Annotated in this window: 15 protein-coding genes; 11 read left to right on the top strand and 4 right to left on the bottom strand. The window is 54.9% G+C overall.

The genetic code is table 11. The annotated features are described in order from the left end of the window. The first annotated feature begins 12 nt into the window (after window positions 1-12). From OEV49_10090 to OEV49_10080, 3 genes are all read left to right on the top strand, one after another. A complete protein-coding gene (locus OEV49_10090) occupies window positions 13-2,187 on the top strand; it encodes a hypothetical protein (protein MDH3891422.1) in 2,175 nt (724 codons plus the stop codon). Between the two features lie 269 nt (window positions 2,188-2,456). Then, window positions 2,457-3,446 carry an NAD-dependent epimerase/dehydratase family protein gene (locus tag OEV49_10085; protein ID MDH3891421.1) on the top strand — a complete coding sequence of 330 codons (990 nt, stop codon included), beginning with the start codon at window positions 2,457-2,459 and terminating at the stop codon, window positions 3,444-3,446. Window positions 3,447-3,496: 50 nt separating this feature from the next. Next, on the top strand, window positions 3,497-4,198 hold the full coding sequence (locus tag OEV49_10080; GenBank protein MDH3891420.1) for a sugar phosphate nucleotidyltransferase: 702 nt from the start codon (window positions 3,497-3,499) through the stop codon (window positions 4,196-4,198). Window position 4,199: 1 nt separating this feature from the next. Here the strand turns inward: OEV49_10080 and OEV49_10075 are convergent, their stop codons facing one another. Beyond that, on the bottom strand, window positions 4,200-7,277 hold the full coding sequence (locus OEV49_10075) for a M14 family zinc carboxypeptidase (GenBank protein MDH3891419.1): 3,078 nt from the start codon (window positions 7,275-7,277) through the stop codon (window positions 4,200-4,202). 469 nt (window positions 7,278-7,746) lie between these two features. Between OEV49_10075 and OEV49_10070 the strand changes: the two genes are divergently transcribed. The 7 genes from OEV49_10070 (at window position 7,747) to OEV49_10040 (ending at window position 17,283) form a co-directional block, all read left to right on the top strand. After that, window positions 7,747-8,421 carry a DinB family protein gene (locus OEV49_10070; protein ID MDH3891418.1) on the top strand — a complete coding sequence of 225 codons (675 nt, stop codon included), beginning with the start codon at window positions 7,747-7,749 and terminating at the stop codon, window positions 8,419-8,421. Between the two features lie 182 nt (window positions 8,422-8,603). Continuing rightward, window positions 8,604-9,167 carry a TetR/AcrR family transcriptional regulator gene (locus OEV49_10065; GenBank protein ID MDH3891417.1) on the top strand — a complete coding sequence of 188 codons (564 nt, stop codon included), beginning with the start codon at window positions 8,604-8,606 and terminating at the stop codon, window positions 9,165-9,167. 45 nt (window positions 9,168-9,212) lie between these two features. Continuing rightward, window positions 9,213-10,139 carry a DUF6268 family outer membrane beta-barrel protein gene (locus tag OEV49_10060; protein MDH3891416.1) on the top strand — a complete coding sequence of 309 codons (927 nt, stop codon included), beginning with the start codon at window positions 9,213-9,215 and terminating at the stop codon, window positions 10,137-10,139. 32 nt (window positions 10,140-10,171) lie between these two features. Continuing rightward, window positions 10,172-11,611 (top strand): TolC family protein, encoded by a 1,440-nt coding sequence (locus tag OEV49_10055; GenBank protein ID MDH3891415.1) that lies wholly within the window; start codon window positions 10,172-10,174, stop codon window positions 11,609-11,611. Continuing rightward, complete coding sequence (locus tag OEV49_10050; GenBank protein ID MDH3891414.1) at window positions 11,611-14,694, top strand: efflux RND transporter permease subunit; 3,084 nt, start codon at window positions 11,611-11,613, stop codon at window positions 14,692-14,694. The genes OEV49_10055 and OEV49_10050 overlap by 1 nt, the downstream gene beginning before the upstream one ends. Window positions 14,695-15,002: 308 nt before the next feature. Next, window positions 15,003-15,638 carry a hypothetical protein gene (locus OEV49_10045; GenBank protein ID MDH3891413.1) on the top strand — a complete coding sequence of 212 codons (636 nt, stop codon included), beginning with the start codon at window positions 15,003-15,005 and terminating at the stop codon, window positions 15,636-15,638. A 265-nt stretch (window positions 15,639-15,903) separates the two neighbouring features. After that, a complete protein-coding gene (locus OEV49_10040) occupies window positions 15,904-17,283 on the top strand; it encodes a sigma-54 dependent transcriptional regulator (protein MDH3891412.1) in 1,380 nt (459 codons plus the stop codon). A gap of 372 nt (window positions 17,284-17,655) precedes the next feature. Here OEV49_10040 and OEV49_10035 read toward each other — a convergent pair whose 3' ends face one another. The 3 genes from OEV49_10035 to OEV49_10025 all read right to left on the bottom strand — a co-directional run bounded on the left by OEV49_10035 (window position 17,656) and on the right by OEV49_10025 (window position 23,993). Next, window positions 17,656-18,213: a hypothetical protein gene (locus OEV49_10035; GenBank protein ID MDH3891411.1), complete on the bottom strand. Its 558-nt coding sequence runs from the start codon at window positions 18,211-18,213 to the stop codon at window positions 17,656-17,658. 21 nt (window positions 18,214-18,234) lie between these two features. Further along, a complete protein-coding gene (locus OEV49_10030) occupies window positions 18,235-21,588 on the bottom strand; it encodes a tail fiber domain-containing protein (GenBank protein MDH3891410.1) in 3,354 nt (1,117 codons plus the stop codon). Between the two features lie 293 nt (window positions 21,589-21,881). Next, window positions 21,882-23,993 (bottom strand): hypothetical protein, encoded by a 2,112-nt coding sequence (locus tag OEV49_10025; GenBank protein MDH3891409.1) that lies wholly within the window; start codon window positions 23,991-23,993, stop codon window positions 21,882-21,884. A gap of 341 nt (window positions 23,994-24,334) precedes the next feature. On the opposite strand from OEV49_10025, the gene OEV49_10020 reads away from it, so the two are divergent. Next, window positions 24,335-24,856, top strand: a complete 522-nt coding sequence (locus OEV49_10020) for an HNH endonuclease (GenBank protein MDH3891408.1) — start codon at window positions 24,335-24,337, stop codon at window positions 24,854-24,856. Window positions 24,857-24,990 lie beyond the last annotated feature (134 nt).

Here is a 24,990-nt window from a genome sequence, read left to right as displayed (position 1 = left end):
GATCGAACAAGTATGAAGAAAGTGTTAGTTGTCAGCATCTTAGCCGCCCTGATGGCCGGTTGTAGCCAGACGCCCCAGGAGAAACTTGAGTCCCTCCATGCGAGGGTTATGACGCAGATTGATGAATACAGCTTTGAATCGGCTCAGGCAACGATTGAGGAAATCGGCATGGTTGACCCCGGCTCGATCCTGATTCCGTATAGCCGTGGCCTTATTCTGGAGCGACAGCTATGTTATCAGGACGCCGCCCACGAGTACATGCTGGTGGCTACGGTTGACGCCGAGTATGGTCCCGCGCTGGAGGGATTGTGTCGGTCGTTCTCCTACCTCGGCGAATACAATTTCGCAGTTAAGGCCGCCGCCGACTTTGTCACGCTGCAGCCTGACGATCCAAACCGGCGTCTGATGTCGGCCGAAGCTCTGATCGGAGTCGGGCAATCTCGGGCGGCCGAGCGCGAAATCTCGAATGCAGCGAACCTGGGTGCGCATCCTGCCGTCATTGACCTGACTACGGCCAGACTTCTTCATCTGCGCTACGAGGTCGACACGGCAGCCGCCATACGCCGGCAGGCCATGAAAGACATACCAGAAACGGTCGAAAGCCTGGTGAGCGCGGCAGACCTGTGTGAGACAGTCGGTCTGATCGACTCTTCAATTGTCTTCAGCCGCCGTGCCCTGGATTTGGCATCCGACGATCATGACATACTCCTGAGTCATTTCTATCGCTGTATCCGGTTGCGCTACCTTCACGACGCCCGCTTGGCCATCGCCCAAATGGAGGCTAAGGGCTGCGGCGAGATTGTTCGGGCCGGAATGCTTCTGCGTTATTATCGTGCCGCCGGAAAACACGCCCAGGCAAGACGGGCTTCGGATGACTATCGTCGTTTGACCGAGAACTCCCTGATGTCCATTACCATTGATATCAAAGCTCGATCCGAAAGCTATGACCTCGTTTCTGCCGGCAGCGATTTGGAAGCCACACGGAGCCATATTACAAATCGCGGCTATCTGCCGGCCTTTGAAAAATACATGAACTACTCGTTGTTGATCCAAAGTCCTGTGAGTCTGGCCGGTGTTGAAAACGTGCAGTTTCTTCAGGAGTTGCCCAGCGAGTATGCCAACACTCTTGAAGTGAAGACCCGGCTCGCATTCCTCATGCAAAGGACCGGCGATTTCGACGGCTACAAAGAATTTGTCACACTTCTCGAAGATTACCATCGTTCACAGCCGGACTGGCTGACAGGGATCGCCGATGTTAACGCCGATCCGGTCTGCCGAAAGTACGACCAAGCCGAGCGACTCTACACCAAGTCACTTGAAATCAACCGTTGGTACCGCCCTGCTTTTGATAACATGGTGGCTATGTATCGAGGCTTGCAACAGCATTCTGAGGCACTGGCTCTCTTTGAAGAGTATCCACAATTTGAACAGACCTATCCCATGATCCGCATGAACAAAGCTGTGATCCTTGCCGAGAACAAGCAGTTCGACCAGGCTTTGAACATCCTTACCGACAATTTTGCACTGGTCAAAGGAGACCTGTCGCCCGCGCTGGAACTTTTGGACATCGCCGAGTGGACCGGGCAACTTGAAAAGATAGGTCCTGTGCTCGAATTGCTCGAAGCTCAGGATTCAGATCCCAATGCGCTGCAACTGGCCGCGGTTTGGGCGTGCAAGCTGGGCAACTATCAGCAAGCGCTGGACCTCAGTGATCGGGCTTTGTCCCTTGAGGAAGATGTTGACAGTTATGCCATCAGAGCATGGGCGCTTCATGGACTGGAGAGAAAGAACGAGGCCTGGGAGTTGTTCGAAGAAAACCGGACGCGCGATCGTGACAATCTGGCCACGAATCACTACTACTCCCGCCTGCTGGCCGGCGATGGGATAGACCTGGATCGGGCCAGCAACATCGCCCGCGAGGCGCTATCTGACAGTTACGCAGCCCTGGAAGTGTGGATGAACCTCTGCTTTGTCAACTATCAGGCCGGGCGCTATGATCTGTGCCGAGGCGAGGCGCTCAAGGCCTCTCATACCTACACCGACCGACCGGAGCCGTTTTACTGGCTCGGATTGGCTATGGAGGCCGAAGGCAAAGACCAGGCCAAAGAGAACCTTCAGAAAGCTATTATGTTGGGTTTAACCGGCGAGAAACTGGCCAAAGCTCAGGAACTGGTTGAAAGGCCTTAAGCGAGCCACAGGTTTGGCGAACTCAAGCTGGTACAGGATGATCACCCTATCGCACCCTCTGTCATTCCTGCGGAAGCAGGTGCCCACTCTCATGGCTGTACTACCGGCTTCCCGCTGTTGCAGGGATGACGAGCTTCTTCGTCCGTGCTGTACGTCCTCGGGTGCCACGAGAAGGTCATGCCGAGTGCAGTCGAGGCAGCGACAAGCCAACAGACCTATTCAGGGGAGGACGCCTGCCGCCCACAGCATAAGAGGATTGGTATCTCTCAATGTCCGGCCACGTTGACACAGTGCTGGTCACAGGGGGGGCGGGCTATATCGGTTCGCATCTCGTCGGAAGACTGTTGGCTTCGGGGTCCAGAGTTCGCGTTCTGGACAACCTGACTTTTGGCGGTCATGGCTTACTGCCCTATCTATCTCATGAACGATTCGACTTTCTACACGGTGACATTCGCACCAAGGCGGACGTAGGGGAGGCGTTGGACGGTGTCGACAAGGTCGTGCATCTGGCCGCAATTGTGGGCGATCCCGCTTGTGCACAAAACCCCGAACTGGCCCATGAGGTGAACGGCCTGGGCTCTGCCAGTCTTGGCGAGCTGGCCGTCGCGTCCGGCGTCAAACGTTTTGTTTTTGCCTCGACTTGCAGCAACTACGGCCGGATGGGTAACACTGACACATTGGTGGACGAAACCTCACCCTTGAAACCGGTATCACTCTATGCCGAGCATAAGGTTGCCTTCGAGAAACACCTGCTGGCCCAAGGCTCAGATGGTTTTCATCCCGTCATCCTGCGCTTCGCTACCGCCTATGGTCTCTCCTCTCGTCCACGTTTTGATCTTACCGTCAACGAATTCACTCGCGAGTTGACTCTCAAGCGAAAGCTGGAGATATACGGGCAGAAATTTTGGCGACCTTACACCCATGCCTCCGACCTGGCGGCAGCCTGTCTGATGGCGCTTGAGGCAGACACCGACATAGTGTCCGGGCAAGCGTTCAACGTAGGGGACACACGGGAGAATTTCCAAAAAGAGACACTGGTTCAGATGATCGTCCGGGAGCTTGGCCCGGGGCATGATAATGTCGTCTACGTCCACAAAGATGAAGACCCGCGTGACTATCGGGTCGACTTTACGAAAATCCAGCAGGCATTGAGATTCAACCTGACCCGCCGGGTTATCGATGGTATCCGTGAAATTGCCAACGCAATAAAAACAGGGATCGTGGTCGATCCCGACAACGAAGTGTACAGGAATGTCTGAGGACCGGACCTGCCGACATCCTGTCGTTACCGCGTGAAACGGAGTCCGCAATGGAAGCTGTAATCCTGGCCGGCGGCAAGGGAACACGCCTGCAACCGCTCACCGATGAGATTCCGAAACCCCTGGCGCCTGTCGGTGACCGACCGATCATTGAAATCCTGCTCACCCGCATGAAACAATGCGGCGTGACCCGTGTGCATGTTGCGGTCAATCACCTGGCCCATCTGATCAAAGCGGCGATTGGCGACGGTGAGCGATTCGGACTGGAGATTGTCTACGCACAGGAAAACCAGCCGTTATCAACCGTGGGGCCGGTGAAGACAATTCCGACACTGCCGGATCACTTCCTTGTGGCCAACGGTGACATTCTTACCGATCTGGATTTTGGCAAGTTGTTCGATCATCATCTAAAAAGCAATGCCGGACTGACCGTGGCTGTGCACCATAGGATCAATACGGTCGACTACGGTGTATTGGAGACAGACTCCGACGGCCTGGTTACATCGTTCACGGAGAAGCCTGAACAACTGCTCTCCGTCTCGATGGGTGTCTATGTTTTTTCCCGTGAACTGCTTGCTGTCGTCCCGGAGGGCAGGCCGTTTGGGTTCGACGATCTGATGCTCAAGTTACTTGAACAGGGTGAAGCTGTCGGCACCTACCGGTATGATGGTTATTGGCTTGATATCGGTCGCCTTGAAGACTACCACCAGGCTCAGCGTGACATTGCACGGGTGCAGAAATTGTTTGGATAGGTCAGTAACAGACCGGCGCAGGCCCGTCGTTGAACATGAAGTCCACAAGATAGACCAGATCAGCTATGTCAGCGGTACCACCGGAGCCATCGACATCGGCTGAGCCCCACTCGACAGGCGGTGGACCACCGGTGAACATCCAATCAACCAAGTATATCAGATCACTGATATCGGGACCCTCGCCTGAGTTATCGATATCGCCGCACACATAATTGCAGGCGTCACCGACCCCGTTGGAGTCAGCGTCTTCCTGAAGCGGGTTGTAGATTGTAAGGCAATTGTCGCAACTGTCACCAACGCCATCTGAGTCCAGGTCCTCTTGCAACGGGTTGGCATCGTCGAGACAATTATCGCAGCCATTGCCCAGTCCATCGGCGTCAGTGTCGATTTGTGACGGGTTGTGTCGCGCGATGCAGTTGTCGCAACTGTCACCGATGCCGTCAAAGTCGGTATCGTCCTGCCCAGGATTGGCCACCCCTTCACAATTGTCGCAGAGATTACCCTTCCCGTCGGCATCGCTATCTTCCTGTGCCGGGTTAACGACATTGAAACAGTTATCGCAGGCGTCGCCGACGCCATCGCTATCGAAGTCAGTCTGTGACGTATTGTCGACAGTCACGCAATTGTCGCAAACGTCGCCCACGTTATCGGAATCACTGTCGGTTTGCAACGGGTTGGCAACCTCCGCGCAATTATCACAGACATCGCCATAGTCATCGCCGTCGCCGTCGCTCTGGGATGCGTTGGACACCGTGGGACAATTATCGCAAACGTTACCGATGCCGTCGGTGTCGTCATCTTCTTGTAACGAGTTAGCAACAAACTCGCAGTTGTCACACACGTCGCCGACACCATCGACATCTCCGTCTTCCTGAAGTGGATTGGGGGTGTCGGGGCAGTTGTCGTTGGCGTTGAGCACACCATCGCCGTCACGGTCGGAGCTGGAAGCCGGGAAGATAATATAATCGACCCAACCGCAGTCGCTGCCGTTGGTAGTATTGCCATCTTTTGAGTAAGTCCAGCGGAAAGTGTGATCACCATCGGTGACCGCAAACTCGGCCAGTGTCCAGTTGACGTCCCCTGCCCACTGAGCTTTCTGAGCGCCGTCGATATAGAACCTCAAGTAGTCATAGTTGGCCTCGGAAGATACTTTGTAGTAGAAACTGATGGTCCCGGCCGTCAGGCCGTTCAAAGAGACCGACATAGTGCTCGACTGGTTGTGAGAGATACTGCCCGACTTGGCCGAGTAGTTGCCTTCATACGCGGTACCGTTGATCACCCACGATTGACTGCCGGACATCTGCCAGGGATAGGTCGAGAAGTCAGCCGACTCGAAATCCTCAACCTTCAAACCTATAGTCATGCCGAACACAACGCTGTCTGTGTAAGCGTCACCAGCCAGATGCATCACGAAGTCGACCGGATGTTCTTCCGGACAAGCGGCGGAAATGTTGAACTGGTAGGCGCTGTTGGAAGCAGAACTACCGCCCAGAGCAGTAATGGTCGGGTAGGTGGAATAGTCCTGACTGATCGTTATGAAGCTGTCGGCACAAGTCAGCGTTCCCGACAGATTGGTTGCATCACCGCCGCCGTTGTTGACCAGCGTGACGAACATACTGGCGAAATCGCCCGGGTCCAGACTACCTGCGTCGTGACTGCCGAATTCCACCACCGGATCGTCGGACAATGGTTCCATCTGTACGTCCAGAACGGTCGTGTTGAAATCGGTTACCGACACGCCGTAAATCGTCTGTGGTATATATCCCAGCGCCGTGAACCTGAGGTCCCAACTGCCCGCGGCCAACATTCGATGATAATTGCCGACATCCGGATCGGTGTACACCTGGCTGGAGTCTACGTCATGACTCAACACTTCGATCATCGCTACCACCGGAAGTCCGTTGTTGACATTGGTTACTATTCCCCGAACGCCGTACAAGGCGTTCTCCAGCCACTGAAGTAGGGCCAGCCGATTGTAGCCCCACCAGGCCGGAAGCTGGCTGGCTGGGAGGAGTTTGGTGTCGGAGATTTCGTTGGTGACTTCGCGGCCGTGCTGAAAGTAGGTCATGTAATCCTGACGGCCGCCGGAGATCGTGTACCAGTCATATCCATTTGTAATGCCGTCATTGTAACCGGTCATGTAGCCGCCTGGGCTGTATTGCTGCGCCGTGTCGGCGTAGGCGTGGCAGACACGTTGCCACCAGTCTTCGTCGGCATGACGTTGCACCCAGGTGTCCCAGGGATAGTTCTGAACTTCGGTGCCACCGTGGAAATTCATCGAGAGTACAAAGTTGTGCGCATCGGCCAGGTTCATCATGTGCGTGGTTTCGATCTGCCGGGTGCCGCCGGGTGTGGGGCCGTCTTCCGGATCGGGAAAGTTGCGGTTCAGATCGTAGCCGTTGGCGTTAGAACGTGTCGCACCCGAAACAGTGTGATTGCCGCCTGCGTAGGTGCCGTCCGGGTTGGCGAAAGGGTTGATCCAAATCTCCATCTCGTCCACCATGTTGGTAATCCTGGCATCCGAGCCGTAGGTGGTGAGCAAAGAGTCGATCAGCCGCAGCATCAACACCGAACCGGTCGTTTCGTCACCGTGGATGGAACTGGTGTACATAACTTCCGGTTCGTCCTCTTCAGTTCCGACATTGTCCGAGATTACAGCGAAGAGTAATGCTCGTCCGTTAACAGTGGTACCGACGTTTTCGATTCGGCACAGCGCCGGGAAGTCGGCTGCGAACTGGTACATCATGGCCACATAGGCATCGTAGGTCGGATACACATCCCAAACTTTTACGTCGACCTTGTCCGATGACATGGCTGGATCCACCAGACTTGATGGATGAGGCAAGACTTCGTAAGTGAAGCCCAGGGTTGACAACTCGTTCAGTTTGCTCTCGTGCGTATAGGCAAAAACGGTCTCGCCCTGAACGTCGTCGATCGACAACAGGCCGGAGAGCTTCGGCAGGTCTGCTCTATCGCGGATCGATATCTTCAGATATCTCTCTCCATTGAAGTCGTAGCCGGCCGCCGTCGAAAACAGCAACACCAGCAGAACAAAAGACAGAACTGACTTTCTTCTCATAAGCTCAAAATCCTCGCCGCAGCCTTACCTTTGGTCGCAGGTGGGTCGGTGCTTCTGCCGGGCAAAAATCCTGCAAGCACTTAAGGCGCTATCGGCTTAGTCGGCATACATCCTTAGAAACTCGAAATGCAATCACGACGTGATCAAATCGGATGGGACCAACATGACCGGGCCTCACGCCACCGGCGCATGAATTCTACTAACATCAGAAACTACGGTGCCGGTTAACCATGCCGGGTCATTTCCATACCAGACAAATCCGACCTTTTCAGCCCGACCCGTAACTTATTCTCTCAAAAGAGATTATAACAGAAAGCGCAGATAAGTCAACCGTTTTTTGGGATTGGCCGAGCCCTGACTCACTGTAGCACACTGTTGTTACTCACTTTCTGAGCGAACTGATCTCGACCTGGTCGGTACCGGCAGTGAAAGTTCTGTGGGAAAGCCGGATCGTCGCGTATAATGCAACATGGATCACAATCGCAAAACGTGGAACGACCGACACAAGCTTCTGAGACATGCTTTGGAAGTTTCCGGCGATCAAGAAACGGCGGTCGAGTTGTTTCTTGCCCAGCATTCTATGGTCCATTCTGCAAAACTGTCGGATGATTCGCTTTTTTCGTTCGAGGATGACCTGCTGAATAATCTTAGCCCAGAATCTTTCAAGCGAATCCCTCCAAACAGCAATCATTCAATTGCGTGGATTGTCTGGCATCTTGCACGAGTAGAAGATGTTACCATGAACTTGCTGGTAGCCGACAGTACCCAGGTGCTGCTTGGGACGGCGTGGCTCGACAGGCTTGAGATTCATGTCACCCATACCGGGAATGGCATGAGCAACGAGGAAGTCGGGGCGGTTAGTTCATTGTTGGATGTGCCGGCCTTGCGGCAATATCGGCTGGCTGTTGGCCGGGCAACTCGCCGCATAGTTAACAGGCTGCGGGCGGAGGACTTCAAGCGAAGGATCGACCCGGAGAGCCTGCGGCGAATATGGGACGAAAAGGCGATGCTCCCGGCGGGGCGGGGGATTGTCGACTATTGGGCCAAAAAGTCGGTTGCGGGGCTGCTGCTCATGCCCCCAACCCGTCACTGCTTTTTGCACTTGAATGAGATCAGGCGAATCAAGCAGACACTCACTGGCTAGAGCTTAGCGGGCAGGCATCGGTAGGTCCGGCTTTGCGTCTGTCCTCGAATCTGTTGTATCGCAATAGAATAGTCGGGATATGCGCGGCTTGAGGATATCCTTGACTTTTCGTGCAACATTTGTTATGTAACGCTCGTAAGCTAACGCATGTTATGTAACATTTGTTGTGGAAAGCCAAAAACGTGACACCAAAAATCCAATTCGCCAAACCCGACGTTGTCCAGGCCGCCTTTGAAGTACTAAAGGACCGGGGCCTGAGCGGCCTGACAGCACGAAACGTAGCCGGTCAACTCGGCTCGTCGACCGCCCCAGTTTACGCTCACTTTGATAACATGAAAGAGCTGGAAGTGGCTGCGGTTCGCAAAGCCAGGGACCTGCTGATCGATTATACGTCCCGGCCCCATACCGACCGTGTCTTTCTGAGCATGGGCGTCGGGATCGCCAAATTTGCGCGCGACCACGCCCGGCTCTACCGAGCGATATTTCTTGAGCGCAAGGAATTCCGGATTGTCGTGGACGAATTCCTACAGGCCTTGACGAGCGAATTCGCCAAGGACCCCAGGTTTGAGGCGATGGCCGACGAAGACAGCAAGTACATGCTCACCAAGATGTGGGTCTTTACGCACGGACTCGCATCGCTGTTGTGCGTGGGACTGGTCGACGATGAATCGGATGAACATATAGTCAGTATACTCGACTCGGTCGGCACGGTTGTGATCAAGGCAACCATAGCTGACTGTCGTTGAACAATCACAAACCCTCCACAAGAAGACACGAAGATGAGGAAGACAATGTTTACAAGAGAACTGCCGGCCAAACTGACAGTAATCATGATTGTATGTGCACTGGTATCAGGATGGCTTCCGGCCACGCTAAAGGCGCAGGCAAAACCGACACTGACCATCACCAGCGACATCCTGCCCTACCAGAGTTTCAAAGATGAGGTCCGATCGATCGTCGGTTCCGACACAACTTCGCTGGACGATCCACAGATGCGGCTTCATAAGTTCCGTGCGACTCTGACCTATCCGCAGGTGTTTGCCGAAGGACGAACGGTGCTGATACACGAACTGAGTTACCAGGTTATTGACTTTGAATTCAACCGGCTGACCGCGGACTTTACGCAAGCCCACGCAGCAGGCTATACCCTGATGTTGCAGCGGCGGCTGTCGCAGAAGTGGTCACTTTGGGCCTTGGCCACGCCTTCGATGGCCTCCGACCTCAAGGCGGGACTGTCCGAGGATGACTTCCACTTTCAAACGGCCGCCATTGCAATCCGTCATTTCAGTGACCGCTTCTCGCTCGGTATTGGAGCGGCCTACTCGACCCAATTTGGAAACGCGGCGCCTATGCCTCTGCTCGCCTTTGATTGGAACAACGGGAAGAACCTTCAAGCCAAAGCCATTCTGCCGGTCAGTGTGGAATTCTGGTATCGTCACTCACAGCGACTCGATCTGGGACTGATGACCTCCGGCGACGGCAACAATTTCCACGGCGACCCCGAAATATATGGCGTTGCGAATCCGAACATGCGATACACTATGCTGACTTTGGGTCCGGCGGCGCGTATTAAGTTGACACCATGGGTCCAGTTGCACCTGGAGGCAGGCCTGGTCGGTTTGCATCGGTTCGAGTTTTTCGATAGCGACCACGAAGAAGCATCATACGATCTAAAGCCGAAACAGTACGCCCGGGTCGGCCTCAAGTTTGGTGGCTGACAAACCTAAACCATAACCAGGAGAATGCCAAAGTGCGATACTCACGAGTTGTTGGATGGTTGTCGATGGTCGTTGCCACCCTGGCGGTCGGCGCTCAGGCTGAGCCCATCACACAGGAACAGTTTCTCGACCATCTCAAGCAGTCACATCCTTTGTTCGACCGAGAGAAACTTACCGCTCAGATCGAAGCGGAAGAACAAAAGAGCCTGCTGGGGCGAGAGGACTGGAATGTTCAATCGTCACTGTTTTTGTCGCACGAGGAGCCGGCTTTAGCCATCTCCGGCCCGGAGAGAACCGACGCTGTGACCCTAACGGGTGGTCTCGACCGGTTGTTTTGGAGCACCGGTGGTCGGCTTTCGGCATCGTTTTCATCCGGCTATGCCGACATGAAGCTTGATCCCTTTCTCGGTGTGGGTGACTCGTTTTACGAACAGAAACTGTTTGTAGCCTACGAGCATCCTCTGAAACGCAACAAAGCCGGCCTGTTGGATCGCCTGCAATTTGACCTGAAACAGTTCGACATCGATCTGGCCGAAGTGATGGCCACAGAAAACGAAGAGGACTTCCTGGCCGCAGCCGCCTCGCGGTTTCTCGATTGGGTCTATCTGAACGAACAGCATCGGATCGTAGCCGAACGCTTGAGCCTGAGTCAGGAACAACTGGCCAATACGCAAAAGAGGCGTGAGGCGAACTTGATCGATGAAGTCGATGTTATTCGTGCTGAGGATGCTGTACGGATCGCCAGGCAAAACCTCTTCCTGATCGAATCTGAAACCCGGGCGGTGCAAGCCGAATTGGCCGTGCTGGTCCAGAACGACAGTTACAATGAAGGATCGCCTCGCTATGATCTCTACCAAATCGTCCAACTGCCGACATTGGAGGATGCACGCGGACAATTGACAAACGACTCGCGGCTTCTAAAATCGGTCGGCCTCAAACTCGATCAACTGGTCGCCCTGCGCTCAGGACTGGTCAATCGGGAGAAGGCGGACCTGTCGTTGGTGGCCCAGCTTGGCTTGAAGAGGGCTGATGAGAACCTCGGTCAGTCCCTGGCCATGGACAAGCCGGAAGCACGCCTCGGACTTAGGCTGGGTTTCCCATTGGGCAACAGGACGGCAAAATCGGAAATCGCCCGCAACGACCTTCTGAGTCTCAGGCTTCAGAAACGTTATGAAGAACTGACCCTCGATCTGACTTCGGCCACGGCTAATGTGCATACACGCATCAAAGAACTCACGAGGGTGCTCAAGCTCAATCAAGAGCAGATACTATCGGCCCGCACTAAGACCGATCAGGAGCAGAAGCTCTACGATCAGGGGCGTGGCCAGTTGACTTTCGTGATACAGAGTCGTGACTCGGAGCAGGCCGCTCAATTGATCTTTGCCGCCAATGCGCTGACCTACCACAAACTGCTCTTGCAGTATCGGGCTCTTACCGATCAGTTGCACGGTCATGATGCGGGAGATTCCTGATGCAAGCGATCTTCCGGTTTTTCGCAGCTCGAAGTAAACTGGCTACTCTGATTACGCTGATGACCGTGATGCTGGGTCTCAACACTCTGATGGGCATCAAGCGCGACATTTATCCGCTGGTCGACTTCGGCATGATGTCTATTATGACGCGCTACCCAGGTGCCTCACCCGAAGATGTTGAACTCAATGTCACCAACAAAGTCGAAGAAGAGCTCAAGAGCATTATCGGTATTGAGAACATCACCTCGGTTTCGATGGAAAACGTCTCGGCTATAATGGTCACCATCGACATCGATGCCAGTGATCAGGACAAGGTCAAGAACGAAATCCGCGAGGCTGTCAACCGGGTGACTGATCTGCCGCCGGAAGTAACCGAATCCCCCCTGGTCACGGAACTCAGCTCGGCTCTCAACGATGTTATCGAAGTCGGGCTGTCCGGAGATGTTCCCTACCCGGAGTTGCGGGAACAGGCGCGCCTGCTTGAAAAGAAGCTTAAGAACATTCCCGGAGTTGCTCGCCTGGACCCTTTCGGCTACCGATCACGCGAAATCAAGATCGAGGTATCTCCGGAAGCGGCCCGTGAGTACCAGATTCCTCTGCGCGAAATCATCAGTGCCATCCGGGGACGAAACATCCGAGGAACTACCGGTAGTTTTGAATCCTACACCAGTGAGAAGAATCTGGTCACGCTGGCCCAGTTCAGAGACCCCTTGGACGTCGGCGATGTTATCGTGCGTTCAACTTTCGAAGGTCCGACCGTAAAGGTCAGCGATTTGGCCAGGATAAGCAACGACTTTGAGGACGAGCGAGTTCTGTCCCGGCTGAACGGTGTTCCGGCGATTTCGTTCATGGTGTTCATAGGCGAAAAAGCGGACGCCATTCGCACCTGCGATGCTATCAAAGATCTGGTGTCCCGGGAACGCGAAAACCTGCCGGAAGATATCGAGATTCTCCACATCAACGACTCCTCTCGTTATGTGCGTGACAGTTTTGATGTGGTGCTTTCCAACGGATGGATTGGCTTATTACTGGTGTTGATCATGCTGACCATCTTCCTCAATTTCCGCACTGCTTTGTGGGTAGCTCTGGGGATTCCGGTGGCCTTGCTGGGGACGATGTTTCTGTTGCCGCTGTTCGGTATGTACCTGGACACGATTACACTTTCCGGCATGATCTTAGTGATTGGGATAATCGTCGACGACGCGATCATAATAGCTGAGAACATAGCCCGACGACGTGAACTGGGAGACACCCCTCTTGACGCCGCAGTAAACGGAATACAGGGAGTTTTCCAGCCGGTAGTCACGACTATTCTCACCACGTTTTTGGTGTTTGCGCCGATGTTCTTCATGCCCGGTATATTTGGAAAGTATATCGTGCCGATCCCGCTTGCTATCAGCCTGGCCTTGTTCATTTCCCTGGGCGAGGCAATGGTGGCTCTGCCGGCGCACCTGGTTCCGGGCCTGCGTCGTCAGTCGGCCAAGGCGACCGATCATCGATGGTTCGATGCTCTGCGAGATCGGTATCGACGCGTCGTTCACGGTTTGCTCAGAGTTCGCTACCTGCTCATTCCTCTGTTTGTCGCCGTGCTGGCGGTGTCACTGTGGTACGGTCAGACATATATCAAGTTCGTACTGTTTCCCGCGGACACGGCCGATTCGTTTATCATGTTTCTGGAGTTACCGACCGGGACTTCGTTGCCGGCAACTTCGGACAAAGCAAAGGAGATAGAAAAACTTCTGAGTGCGCTGCCGCCTGACGAACTGGCTTCGTACAACACCCGCATCGGCACCAACTATACCGAGATGTTTGTCATGGCCGAAACGGAAAACTACGCCGCCATGAAAGTGCTCCTGACACCATATTCGGAGCGCACCAGAACGGCCGATGTAATTGTCGAGGAACTGCGTGAACAGGTTAAGCAGATTGAAGATGTTGAGAAGATCACAGTCTTCGTCGAATCCGGTGGGCCGCCGGTAGGTAAACCGATCAACGTGCGAGTCATCGGTTCCGATGACGACCTTCGTCGGAAACTCACCGACTCTGTCGAGACCTGGCTTGCTTCGGTCGACGGAGTGAAGGATATCGGTCGCGACGACCGCCCCGGCAAAGACCAGGTTGAGATTGATATCAACTATGATCGACTATCTCGCCTGGGTTTGACGGTGGCCGATGTAGCCCGCAATGTTCGGATTGCTTACGACGGTGAAGTTGTTACCGCCGTGCGCTACGGGGACGAAGATACCGACTTCCGCATCATGATGCACGAGAAGGCGCGCACCAAACTGGACTATCTCAATGAACTGCCTATCCCCAATCAACGCGGCCGGCTCATACCTCTCAAAGATGTGGCCCGACTCAAAGCCGGTCCCGGACCGTCGAACTATAGACACTTTGATGGTGAAAGAGCAGTGACCATTGAAGCGGATATCGACACCAGGTCCACAACTTCACTGGAAGTTACCGACGCCCTACTGGCTCATTTCGACATCGACCGGGATTGGCCCGGGATGCAATTGACGCTCGGTGGCGAAGCGTTTGAAACCGAGGAATCGATGGCCGGACTCTTCCGCACGTTTATTATAGCTATCATCGCCGTCTATTTCCTGCTGGTCATTCTCTTCAACTCTTTCACGCAACCTATTCTGGTTATGATTGCCATTCCCTTCGGGATCATCGGGGTCGTAGCGGCGTTCGGGTTCCACGGTGAGCCGTTCAGCTTCATGGCCATTATGGGCATTGTGGGTTTGTCGGGGGTAGTGGTCAACGACTCATTGGTATTGGTTAACCACATCAATGAGCTGAGAAAAAGGAAACCGGAAGAATCCATTCTGAAGGTTGTCGCCGAAGGCACCTCGGACCGACTGCGGGCCATAATCCTCACCACCCTGACCACGGTTTCGGCACTCTTGCCACTGGCTTATGGAATAGGTGGTACAGCGGTGTTCATGGCGCCAATGGCGCTGGCGCTGGGCTGGGGATTACTGCTGGCTACCCCCTTGACCTTGGTACTGGTGCCGTGTCTGTACGTAGTTGGGCAGGACATTGGTCGGCTATTCCGCCACAGTTCGAAACCGATATAGGTGGGTTTGACCAGAGAGTCTCCGTTTGTTGTTCGGTGGGTTCTGCCGAGTCGGATTAGCGACTCGGCGTGATCCGCCGCTATTCCCTGGAGTGGGGCAGTCCGCCGCGGCGGACTGTAATCCTGCCAGTATCGGCGGCATCCCTCCTGCGGCGGACCTTCGGCGCAGGGACGCCGCCCTAAACAGGCTGCATAGGAGGACACCGGTTATCTCAGCAATCAGTCGTTTTTTGAACTGGCCGCCGTCGCTGCATTGTATAATATTGGCCTATGTATTTTCTGAAATCATTGTGTCGGTGGACGACAATTGTGGCCATACTCGCCCTTGCTTTCAATTCGTCTGACGCTGTTGCCGAGGACAGCCTGGTGGTGCAGACCATGGCCGAGCTGTCTTACCCGCCCGCCGACACGGTCGACGCCCAACGGGTGCGTATCTGGCTGCCGCTTGAACGAGGTGGCAACTGCCGGGTTAGGATCAATGTCCTTGATAGTCTCAATCATATTGTCCGCTCCCTGGTGGACCGGTTAATGTCCTCAGGCTACTACAATTTCTACTGGAACAAAAGAGACGATTACGGCCGTCTGGTTGAGCCCGGACATTACCGTTATGTGGTCGATGATTGTGGCGACCGTTCCGATGGGGAATTGGAGGTGCTCTATCACCGCTGGGAGTTGAACAGTCGAATCGATTACGTGGATTCTATCTCAGACAAACTGTGGCTTGAGTTGGATGACGATTCGGCTTTGGTCTCGATCAGCATATTGAACCGCCGTGGGCGGTTTATCGTGCAATCAATGGTTGATTCGCTGATGGCTCCCGGGCGCCACCAGCTTATGTGGATACCAACAAAGTCCGGCTACACCGGTGTGTACCAGATGCAGGTGAATGTCGGCGGCTACACTCATTCCCCGGTTGGCATCCGAGCTGCGAAAAGCCTGAAGTGATTGAGAGCTTGGTCTATCTAACCCCCGTATAAAGTGCGGTAAGGCGACTCGCCTGACAGCCTTGAAACAGTAACCGGTGTCCACTTTGCAAAACCTGATACAGGGGGGCGGCACCAGGAAGCGACTTGTCGCCTGACCTGTCTTCTGTTCTATTATTGCGCAACGGTTGGCTCATAAGCAGCCCACGTTTATCCGATAAAGCTCAATAGTAGGCGCTTCTTTGGCCGCTGCAAAGAAGCCGGACCATGCTTTGAGGTGAATAAACGTGTCCAGTATTCTTGTTGTTGATGACAAAGATTCCATGCGCAACATGCTTCGAGAGACGTTGGCCGAAGAAGGACATCGCGTCGACTCGGCCGGCAACGGGCAGAAAGCTCTCGATCTGATCCAAAACAAGTCCTACGATGTTGTCGTCACCGATCTGAAGATGCCCGATGTGGACGGCCTGACGGTGCTCGATGGGGTCAAGAAAACCGACCACGACACATCGGTTATTGTGATGACCGCCTACGGCACTATTGAAGATGCCGTGGCCGCCATGAAAAAGGGCGCCTTCGATTTTATCACCAAACCTTTCGACACCGAGCATCTTTGTGTGCTGATCAACCGGGCAATGGAAAACCGACGCTTGCTGGCCGAGAACAGCCTGCTGAGAGAAGAACTGTTCGCGCAGGAGGGGTTCCAGGATATCATAGGCAAGAATCCGAAGATGGTCGAGATTTGCAAACTGATCCAGAAAGTGGCCGGAGCCGATGCTGCCGTACTATTGAACGGTGAAACCGGAACCGGTAAGGAACTGTTTGCGAAATCGATCCATCTGCTTTCACCGCGCAAGGATCGTCCCTTTGTCACGCTCAACTGCGCGGCCATCCCGCACGAACTTCTGGAAAACGAACTGTTTGGTTCGGAGAAAGGTGCATTCACCGGTGCGCACGCCCGAAAGATGGGTAAGTTCGAAATCGCCGATACCGGGACAATATTCCTGGATGAAATCGGCGACATGGATATATCGTTACAAGCAAAACTCCTGCGCGTCCTGCAGCAAAAGAACTTCGAACGTCTCGGCGGCACCAAGTCCATCGACGTGGATGTCCGGGTCATCGCAGCCACCAACATGGATCTCTCCGAGCAGATCAAGATCAAGAAGTTCCGCGAGGATTTGTACTATCGGCTGTCGGTGTTTCCGATCCTGATTCCACCCCTTCGTGAACGGCCCGAAGATGTCAAGGAGTTGGCTGAGTATTTCTTGGCTCGGCACACGTGCAACAAGAAGGGAAAGCCCAAGAGCTTCTCGCGTGATGCTATTGGTCTGCTTGAGAAATATCACTGGCCGGGCAACGTGCGTGAGCTTGAGAACACCGTCGAACGTGCCGTTATACTGGCCGAAGGCAAGAAAGTCACGCCGGAGCATCTGGCTATCCGTATTCGTTCAACCGATGAGATCAGACTGCGGGAGGGAGCCGGGCTCAAGGAGATAGGTGCTCATGCCCAGGCGCGCGCCGAGAAGGCTGCCATCCTGCGCGTCTTGAAAGAGGTGCGCAACAACAAGCGCAAGGCGTCCAAGATTCTCAAGATCGACTACACGACGTTGTTTGATAAAATCAAGAAATACTCGATAGGCAAAGACGACGCAGACGACGACTAGTCTTTCAGATGTCACCCCGAGCGGAGTCCAGGGGCGAGGCCGGGTGGCACCCTCAAAGCCTCTTTGGGGGTGGGGCGGGTGCTGTAAGGCGACTCGCCTGACAGCATCGAAACAGTAGCCAAGGATTGCCTTGCAAACCCTGATACAGGGGGGCGGCGCCAAAAAGCGATTTGTCGCCTTGCCTGTGTCGAGCGGGGTCGCCCACCACCACCATCAGCAGATTCGATAAGCAATAAAAAACCACCCGCGCGAGGGTGGCTTCTTTGGTTTGCTGCGATTGTGACATCCTCAGTAGCGAGTCTCTTGTAGGTCAGGTCCTTTATGGACCTGACCCAAACGTCAGGACCGCAAGGGTCCTGACCTACTGAATGTTTACGGACACGCCAACGGCGCCGGTCCACCGGTAAACATATAGTCGACCAGATAAACCAAATCAGAGATGTCGATGGTCATACTGGCGTCCATATCGGCTTCCTCGAAACAAGGGGGTGCCGGTCCGCCGGTAAACATGTAGTCGACCATGTAGACCAGATCGGAAATATCAGTATTGTCGCTGATGTCGTAATCGACGTTGCCCCGGATGGTTGGCAGGCAGCATGTGCCACCGCCGCCTGATTCCTGCCAAAAACCATGGCTGAGGCCGAAACTCTCGGATTCGCCGTAGCCGGTAGCAGTCTGGCTGACCGTGCCGACCAGTACGTGATTGGGCGAGGAACCGTCGGTCCCGCCATTAGAGACCATTTGCCAGGTGATCTGCTGACCGGAACTGGTCGTGGTCACGGCACTCCGCAGTTGGAGACTTAGCTGCTGATCGACTGTTTGGCTGGTTTTCGCCGGTGCGTCGATCTTGCGGCCATCGCCGAACGCGGAACCGACCAGCAGCGTCGTCATCAGCATCGCCGTAACCATTGTATATTGTGAGCGTTTCATAACATATCCACTCCGTCGATGTCAATTCTTGGCCGCGAGACTTGTACCGTTGACCTTGGTATCGTTCTGTTGAGCCAGGACAGTTTCAAAGAGCTCCTGCAGCTGGGCCATTTCCTCTTTCAAGGTTTGAATCTCGGAACTGTTTTGCTGTCGCAACAGGCTCAGTTCAGTCTTCTGTTCCTCAATTAAGCGGCTTTGATCCTTCACCGTACCCAGAAGATAGAGGGCTACTTTGTCGTACCGAACACCGTCAGGTCTGCCGTTGCTATCGTATACAGCCAGTTCCGGAATCACGTTAGCCACATCCTCAGCGATCAACCCAACGTCTTCGTTACCAGAATCTTTCCACCGGAATCTGACCGGCTCCAACAGGAGAGTCTGGCGCGAGTCAGTCTTTAGCGGTTTGATGTCTTCCTTATACCTTTTGCTTGATGCACCCTTGTACAATACTCCGGTAGCGTCGACCATGACAGAGTACGTGCCCCCAGGGTCAGCCGGCATGTTTCTCAACTTAGCGGTTCCTAACACATCGAGATCCTCTGATGGATCGTCCACGTTAATACCGACGCCACCATCGGCGCGGATGAGAAACTGATTGACATCGGTAGAATTGAACACCGCATCGGTAGCATCACCCCAGACGAATGTCCCCAGGTGTTCGGCGCGCGCTCTCCGACCGGCCGCCAGCGAATAGTCGCCCTCAGCTATGTTGCCCCATCCTCCGGGCACCGTTGAAAAATCCCCGGACGCAGTATCCCAGGCGCCGCCGCCTACCGTGCTTATGCTGCCGTACGCCTTGTTCCAGTAACCACCTGCGATGGTGGAGAAGTCTCCTGTGGCCGTGTCGCCATACCCGCCGCCAACCGTCGATTGGGGGCCGCTGGCCAGATTGCTTCGTCCGCCACCCACCGTGGATAAGTTGGCCGTTGCCTTGTTGTCAAAGCCTCCGCCAACGGTGGCATGTCCAGCCGAGGCGATGTTCCCGTTTCCGCCGCCGACAACGGCGTAATAGTCCTTTGCAGCGCAGGATTTGCCCCCGCCGATGGTGCTGAACTCGCCGGAGGCATAGTTGTCATGGCCGCCGCCGATTGTGGCATGAGCCGCGCTGGCAGTATTGTTCGCACCGCCGCTAATGGTAGCCCACTGTGCATCTTCGACATCTGATCCAACGGTACCAACCCTGTTGGTCATGCCGCCGCCGATGGTACCATAATGATCATAGACAACATGACCGGTCTCATACGCCTCAGGTAAAGGGTTCCCGTCCCCAGCGACCAGGGTGAAATCCCAGCCACCGCCCGAGATGGTCGCACCACTCGCTAAAGTAGAGCAGGCACCACCACCCGCAATGGTACTGTAAAAGCCCTTTATCACATGTTGTCTACCGCCTCCGATCGTTGAATACTTGCCATGGAGATCATTGAACCAACCTCCCCCAATGACTGATGAAAAACTGTAGGACGTGCCTTCTGCCCGTATTACATTTCCTCTACCTCCCGAGATTGTTGCCTGCCGTCCATCCACGGAGTTCTGGTATCCGCCGCCGATGGTAGACCAGGAATCCGTCGCCGTATTGAGATAACCACCACCAACTGTAGTATGACTTCCTGTGGCTTCGTTGCCCTGACCGCCGCCCACGGTGGCGAATTCGGCGCTGAGCATATCGCCGTCATCGTTGCCGGCCAGGTTGTCGCCGCCGCCGCCGATAGTACCCCAACGGTCATAAACAAGGTTGGCTGTGCTCGCGTCACCTGACACAGTGCTGCCGCCGCCGCCGATAGAGCCTAAGACGGCGTATACCCGGTTGTAGGTGCCGCCGACGATACTGGCGAACTGGCCGTCGGCATGATTATTGTAACCACCGCCGATAAACGTACCTTTCTTCCATGCATTGTTCTGGCCGCCCCCGGCTACGGTGGCATAGTGGGCCTCCTGATTGACGCCGTCGTCCATCCCGGCGATATTGTACCGGCCGCCACCCACTACGTCCATGTCATCATACGCGTGACAGTGATAGCCACCGGTTACGACCGAGTACGAGCCCACGGCGCGATTGTGAGCACCGCCGCCGATCACCGTCATCTCGTGTTCAGCAATGTTGTCGTCGCCTCCGAGAACGGACGAGAATCTGCCCTTGGCCCGGTTGCGATATCCTCCGGCCACGACTGCGTATTCCTCCCAAGCTCTATTCCGATATCCGCCCCCAATGCTACTGTATGGGCCGCCGGCTATGTGCTCGAAACCGCCGCTAACCGTGGCAAAGGGATGATCGTTGCCGGCTGTGCCGGTGACGCTGGAGCCACCCAAGTTGATGTGCGTGTTTGCAGCCACTCCGTGCAATGTCGCACCCTGCCGCGCAACGCCCCAATCTCCCATTGTGAACAGCACATCGGGATTAGGATGACCGAGCTCCCAGTCGCCGTCACTGGGCGGGGGCGTAAAGTCGGGTGTGGGCTGCCAAGTGCCGACGCCGCTGCCGTCTGAAGTAAGCACAAATCCATTGGTCCCGCCAGTGGTCAGTTGGAAGCCGGTCATGCGAGCAGTTCCGGCTACATCAAGTTTGGAACCAGGCGTCGCGGTTCCAATGCCGACCTTGATATCATCAAAGGTGCCGTAACTCGGCTCACGTCCCAGCGACAAGGTGGGGCCTGAGGTTCGCACCTGGTTCAGTACGCCGTCGTGGTAAATCGAGTTGCCGATCGCCAGGGTTCCACTGGCATGAATGTCGCCGGCTACGTCCAGAGTATGCTGTGGCGTTCGAGTGCCGACACCGACCTGGATATCGGAAAAGTCGGGGTAATCGGGGCTGTCGGACGGCTGACCTCTCCCCAGGTAAACCTGCCCCTCTCTGGAGATTATGACACCGTCCGATCCGTTGATAAAGATCTGATTGGATGCCGCTTCCATCCCCGGGTCCGGCGGCTGTCCACTGGTTATAGCGCCTGAGACGTTTAGATCTCCGACAAGATTCCCCGCCGTTGCTCCGTCGACCGTACTCACTCGGTGCGAGTAGCCGGCCGAGGTAAGACGAGTCCGAGGTGAAGTCTCCGCGTCGTCACCGATCGTGATCCCTAGCCAGCGCTCGCTTCCGTCAAATACGGCATCGCTGATCGGATCAACAGAGCCCAAACGAACATTTAACCGACCGGCTACTACGATTACATCGGGGTGAGTTTCACTCCATACTGCCTCACCGCCAGTGGCATCGCGGTAAACCGCAAATGAAACCGACACGACAGTGTCACGGGGCTCACCGGACTGATCGGTCAGTCTCCCTTGGTAGTTCATCATCTGCGGCACGTCGGCCATAGCCACCAAAGCCAGGACCGTCACCATGACTACCACCATCGCCTGCATTTGAGTGATGCGTTTCATGCCAAACCTCTTCTGTTACTTTTGTTAGTGTCTTCGCCACACCTACTGTCTACCTATTAGTCTCTTTTACTACAGAAAGGTTCGCGCCAAGTATTGTGCGAGAACGCATCCGGCTGTTTTGTCAAGCTCGCTTGAATGGTCTTTGGTTGTCTCGAAGGTGAAAGCGCGAGGCGAATTATCGGAATCGACGCAACACAGGCTTGTATGCCCATGATAGCATGGCTTTTACAATCCCCGGGGTTGGCTGGGAGTAAAAGGCAGGATCGCCAGGATCCTGCCATTGTATTTCACTTCTACGGACACGGCACCGGCGGCGGGCCGCCGTTGAACATATAGTCCACCAGGTAGATCAAGTCTGCGATGTCGATGTCACCAGTGCCGTCGGAATTCACGTCGGCCTCACCGGGGCATGGCGGCGCCGGTCCCAGGTCGAACATGTATGTCACCAGGTAGACCAGATCTGCTATGTCCAGCACTCCGGTCGGATCGTGGTTGATGTTACCACGGATTACGCAGCAGGGTGCGCCGTCGCCGATCACAACAATGGCAGGGATCGGATTAACGCCGTCATACTCGGCATGCGCGCTGACTGCCATGGCATCACCAATGTAGTCCATTAGGAAGCCGCTCGGTAGTACCGGAACGCCGCCACCGTAGTTTAGCGATGGTCTGACAAGCACTCGTGTGGCATATCCATCGTGATTGTATCCGGCGCTATGCGTCTCGGATTCGAAGTGTAGTGAATCCATAGTGCCGTCGAAAGTGAGGTACAGCATGGCCAGGCTGTCAGGGTAGGTGACAGACAGCGTGTGGGCGATCGTGTCCTGGATGATTATAACAGTGTCGTCAACGGCGCCGGTTTTCCAGATCGGCTCAGTATCACCTACTACAATGCGATAAAAATACATCAGATCGGCCAACGTCAGTATGAGCCCGTCGTTATTGACATCAGTACTGGCGATCTGGGCTTCAATATTGACGTTGAAAACACTCAGGCCGTAGAAGAAGTAATTCGTGAACAGAACCCAATCAGCAACCTCATAAGGCACGGCGTTGAGATTGACATCACCACGATCAGTATCATCCGACGGATTCGAATTAGCGACTTGGATGAAGCCCTGGTAGTAATCGACCGACCGACGCACGGTCGTGGCGGTCAGGCACTCGCTCGGCGCGCCCTGAGTTGTTGGGAAGGGGTCATCAGTAGTTATCAGAAAGCCGTATTCATCATAGACATCGCCGGAGATATAGAGCGAGTCACCACTGGGGGCACTGGCAAAAGTGTTGTCGCCGCAGTCAATCCATTGAAAACTTAGCGATAGTTTCCGTCCGATATTGGCCAGATCATTTCTTACCATGAAGTTGAGCGTTGCCAGTTCACACTCTTGGTCAATCAGATTCGACGGATGGACGTCTCCGTTGTTGATATCCCCAATGGCAACCAAGCGGACCAGCCCCTCTGTTGAATCGGATGCGTATTGGAAGTACTCCCAAGCCCAGGCTAAGAGATCGCTGCCCTGCTGAACAGAGTGGAGCCTCAAGCCATCGGCATCATATCGAACGAGCAGATCGAATCCGGAGGAGGACCACGGCGCCCTGTGGTTCTGGATGACGATTTGCGCGGAGGCCGGCCATCCCAACCAGGTGTAGGGCTCACCAATGATCGACACGGCGGACCCGCCCACATAATCCGAGGGGGCCATCGTGATCAGACCGTTGTAAAAGTCGATCTCGCGAACCGCACCAGGGCCCGAGCATTCGTCGGGTGCGCCGCGTAAGGTGGGCAACCAGGTATCCATAGCCCAGTCCGAGCCGTTCTCGAAAACTGCGTCGGATATATAGAAGCTGCCTTCGACTGTGGCCATACTGTTGTCGCCGCAATCGGCCCACACAAAATGAAGCCCGAATGTGCGGCTAAGATTGTTGGGGTGGTTGCTCGCTTCGAAGGTTAGTATTGCCAACTCCCCCGGAGATGTTGCGTTGCACGTGGGGTGATTGTCCCCGTTGGCCATATCGGCCAGACTCACGACCCGGACCACCGGAATGGTGGCCGGATATCCGTCCCAGTCCAAAGAGTCCGCTCTGGAGTTGAAATACTCCCAGCCGCAGTCAATAAGCAACTGGCCGGGTTGAGCGGCAATAAACCGAAGAGCCCTCCTGTCCCAACTGATCATAAAGTCGAATCCGGCCATGTCCAGACCTGCCGTTACGCTATCCAGGCTGACCGCGATAGATACAGTGTCGCCCGGTTGGACATAGGGGAGATTGTTGATGCGGACAACTGTCTTGGCCCGGGCGCCGCCGACGACGAATGACACCATCAGGATGCACAGGACTATTAAGATACATGAACGCGACAGATCCATCGGGGATTGGGCCCAAGTGAGGTTGGTACGCTTTGACATTTTTCCTCCGTACAAAAGCGTTTTGTAGTACCGTTGTCTAAAGCGTTAGCGTTGGTGCTATGGGCAGCATCTTTCTGGTCGGAACTATCGTATATTTTATCCCGTGCTCCCTGAAGATAGGCGCATGGGTCCCTTTTGTCAATTGGTTTATTTGCTGGTGTGGTTCCAAAAAACATTTTGATATAGGCGCCACTTTTCTTAACTTACGCAGATATGACCCCGTCGGACTGTAGCTCCCGCCGTGGGAGTCGATACTTACAACAAGCAGGGCCACGGGTGGACGAACGGTAAGGCGATACCGTCTTATAGTTGCGACCGAGGAGTCATGAGTGAGTTGAGATATGAGAGCAAACGGTTCCGTTATCAATCGATCTGTTTTGATGCTCAACCAGAACTATGAGCCGCTGACGGTCTGTTCTGCCAGACGGGCCATCGTGCTCATGTTCCAGGGTAAGGCCGAGATGATCGAGACCGCCGACAGCCTAAAAATCCACACTGTCGACGACGCGTTCGATTGTCCTTCGGTTGTGCGCTTGTGGCGGTATCGGAAAGTCCCCTTCAAGCGGATCATGCTCACGCGCAAGAATGTCATCGTGCGCGACGGCCATCGCTGTCAATATTGCGGCCATGCCAAAGGCCCCATGACGGTCGATCATGTCATTCCCAAGACGGAGGGTGGGGGAGATACCTGGGAGAACCTGGTCTGTGCATGTTCGAAGTGCAATAATTCGAAGGGTGACCGTTCTCCTGAAGAAGCCGGCATGAAACTTCTGAAACGTCCACGCCGTCCTACTCTTATTACTTTCATCCAGCGCAACATCTCGGTCGCCGACCACTGGCGCCCGTATTTGTTCATGGACTGATGCAATACTTGTCACCCTGAGCGCAGTCGAAGGGTGCGCACCTACCCAAGGCGCATCAAGTAGGTCGGAACCCCTGACCCGAAGGGGATGACAGCCATTTATGGCCGCGAAGCGAGGTTCCGACGACGCGCGAA

This window comes from Candidatus Zixiibacteriota bacterium (assembly GCA_029860345.1).
Classification (GTDB): Bacteria; Zixibacteria; MSB-5A5; order GN15; family FEB-12; genus JAJRTA01.
This window is presented reverse-complemented; position numbering and strand designations above follow the sequence as displayed.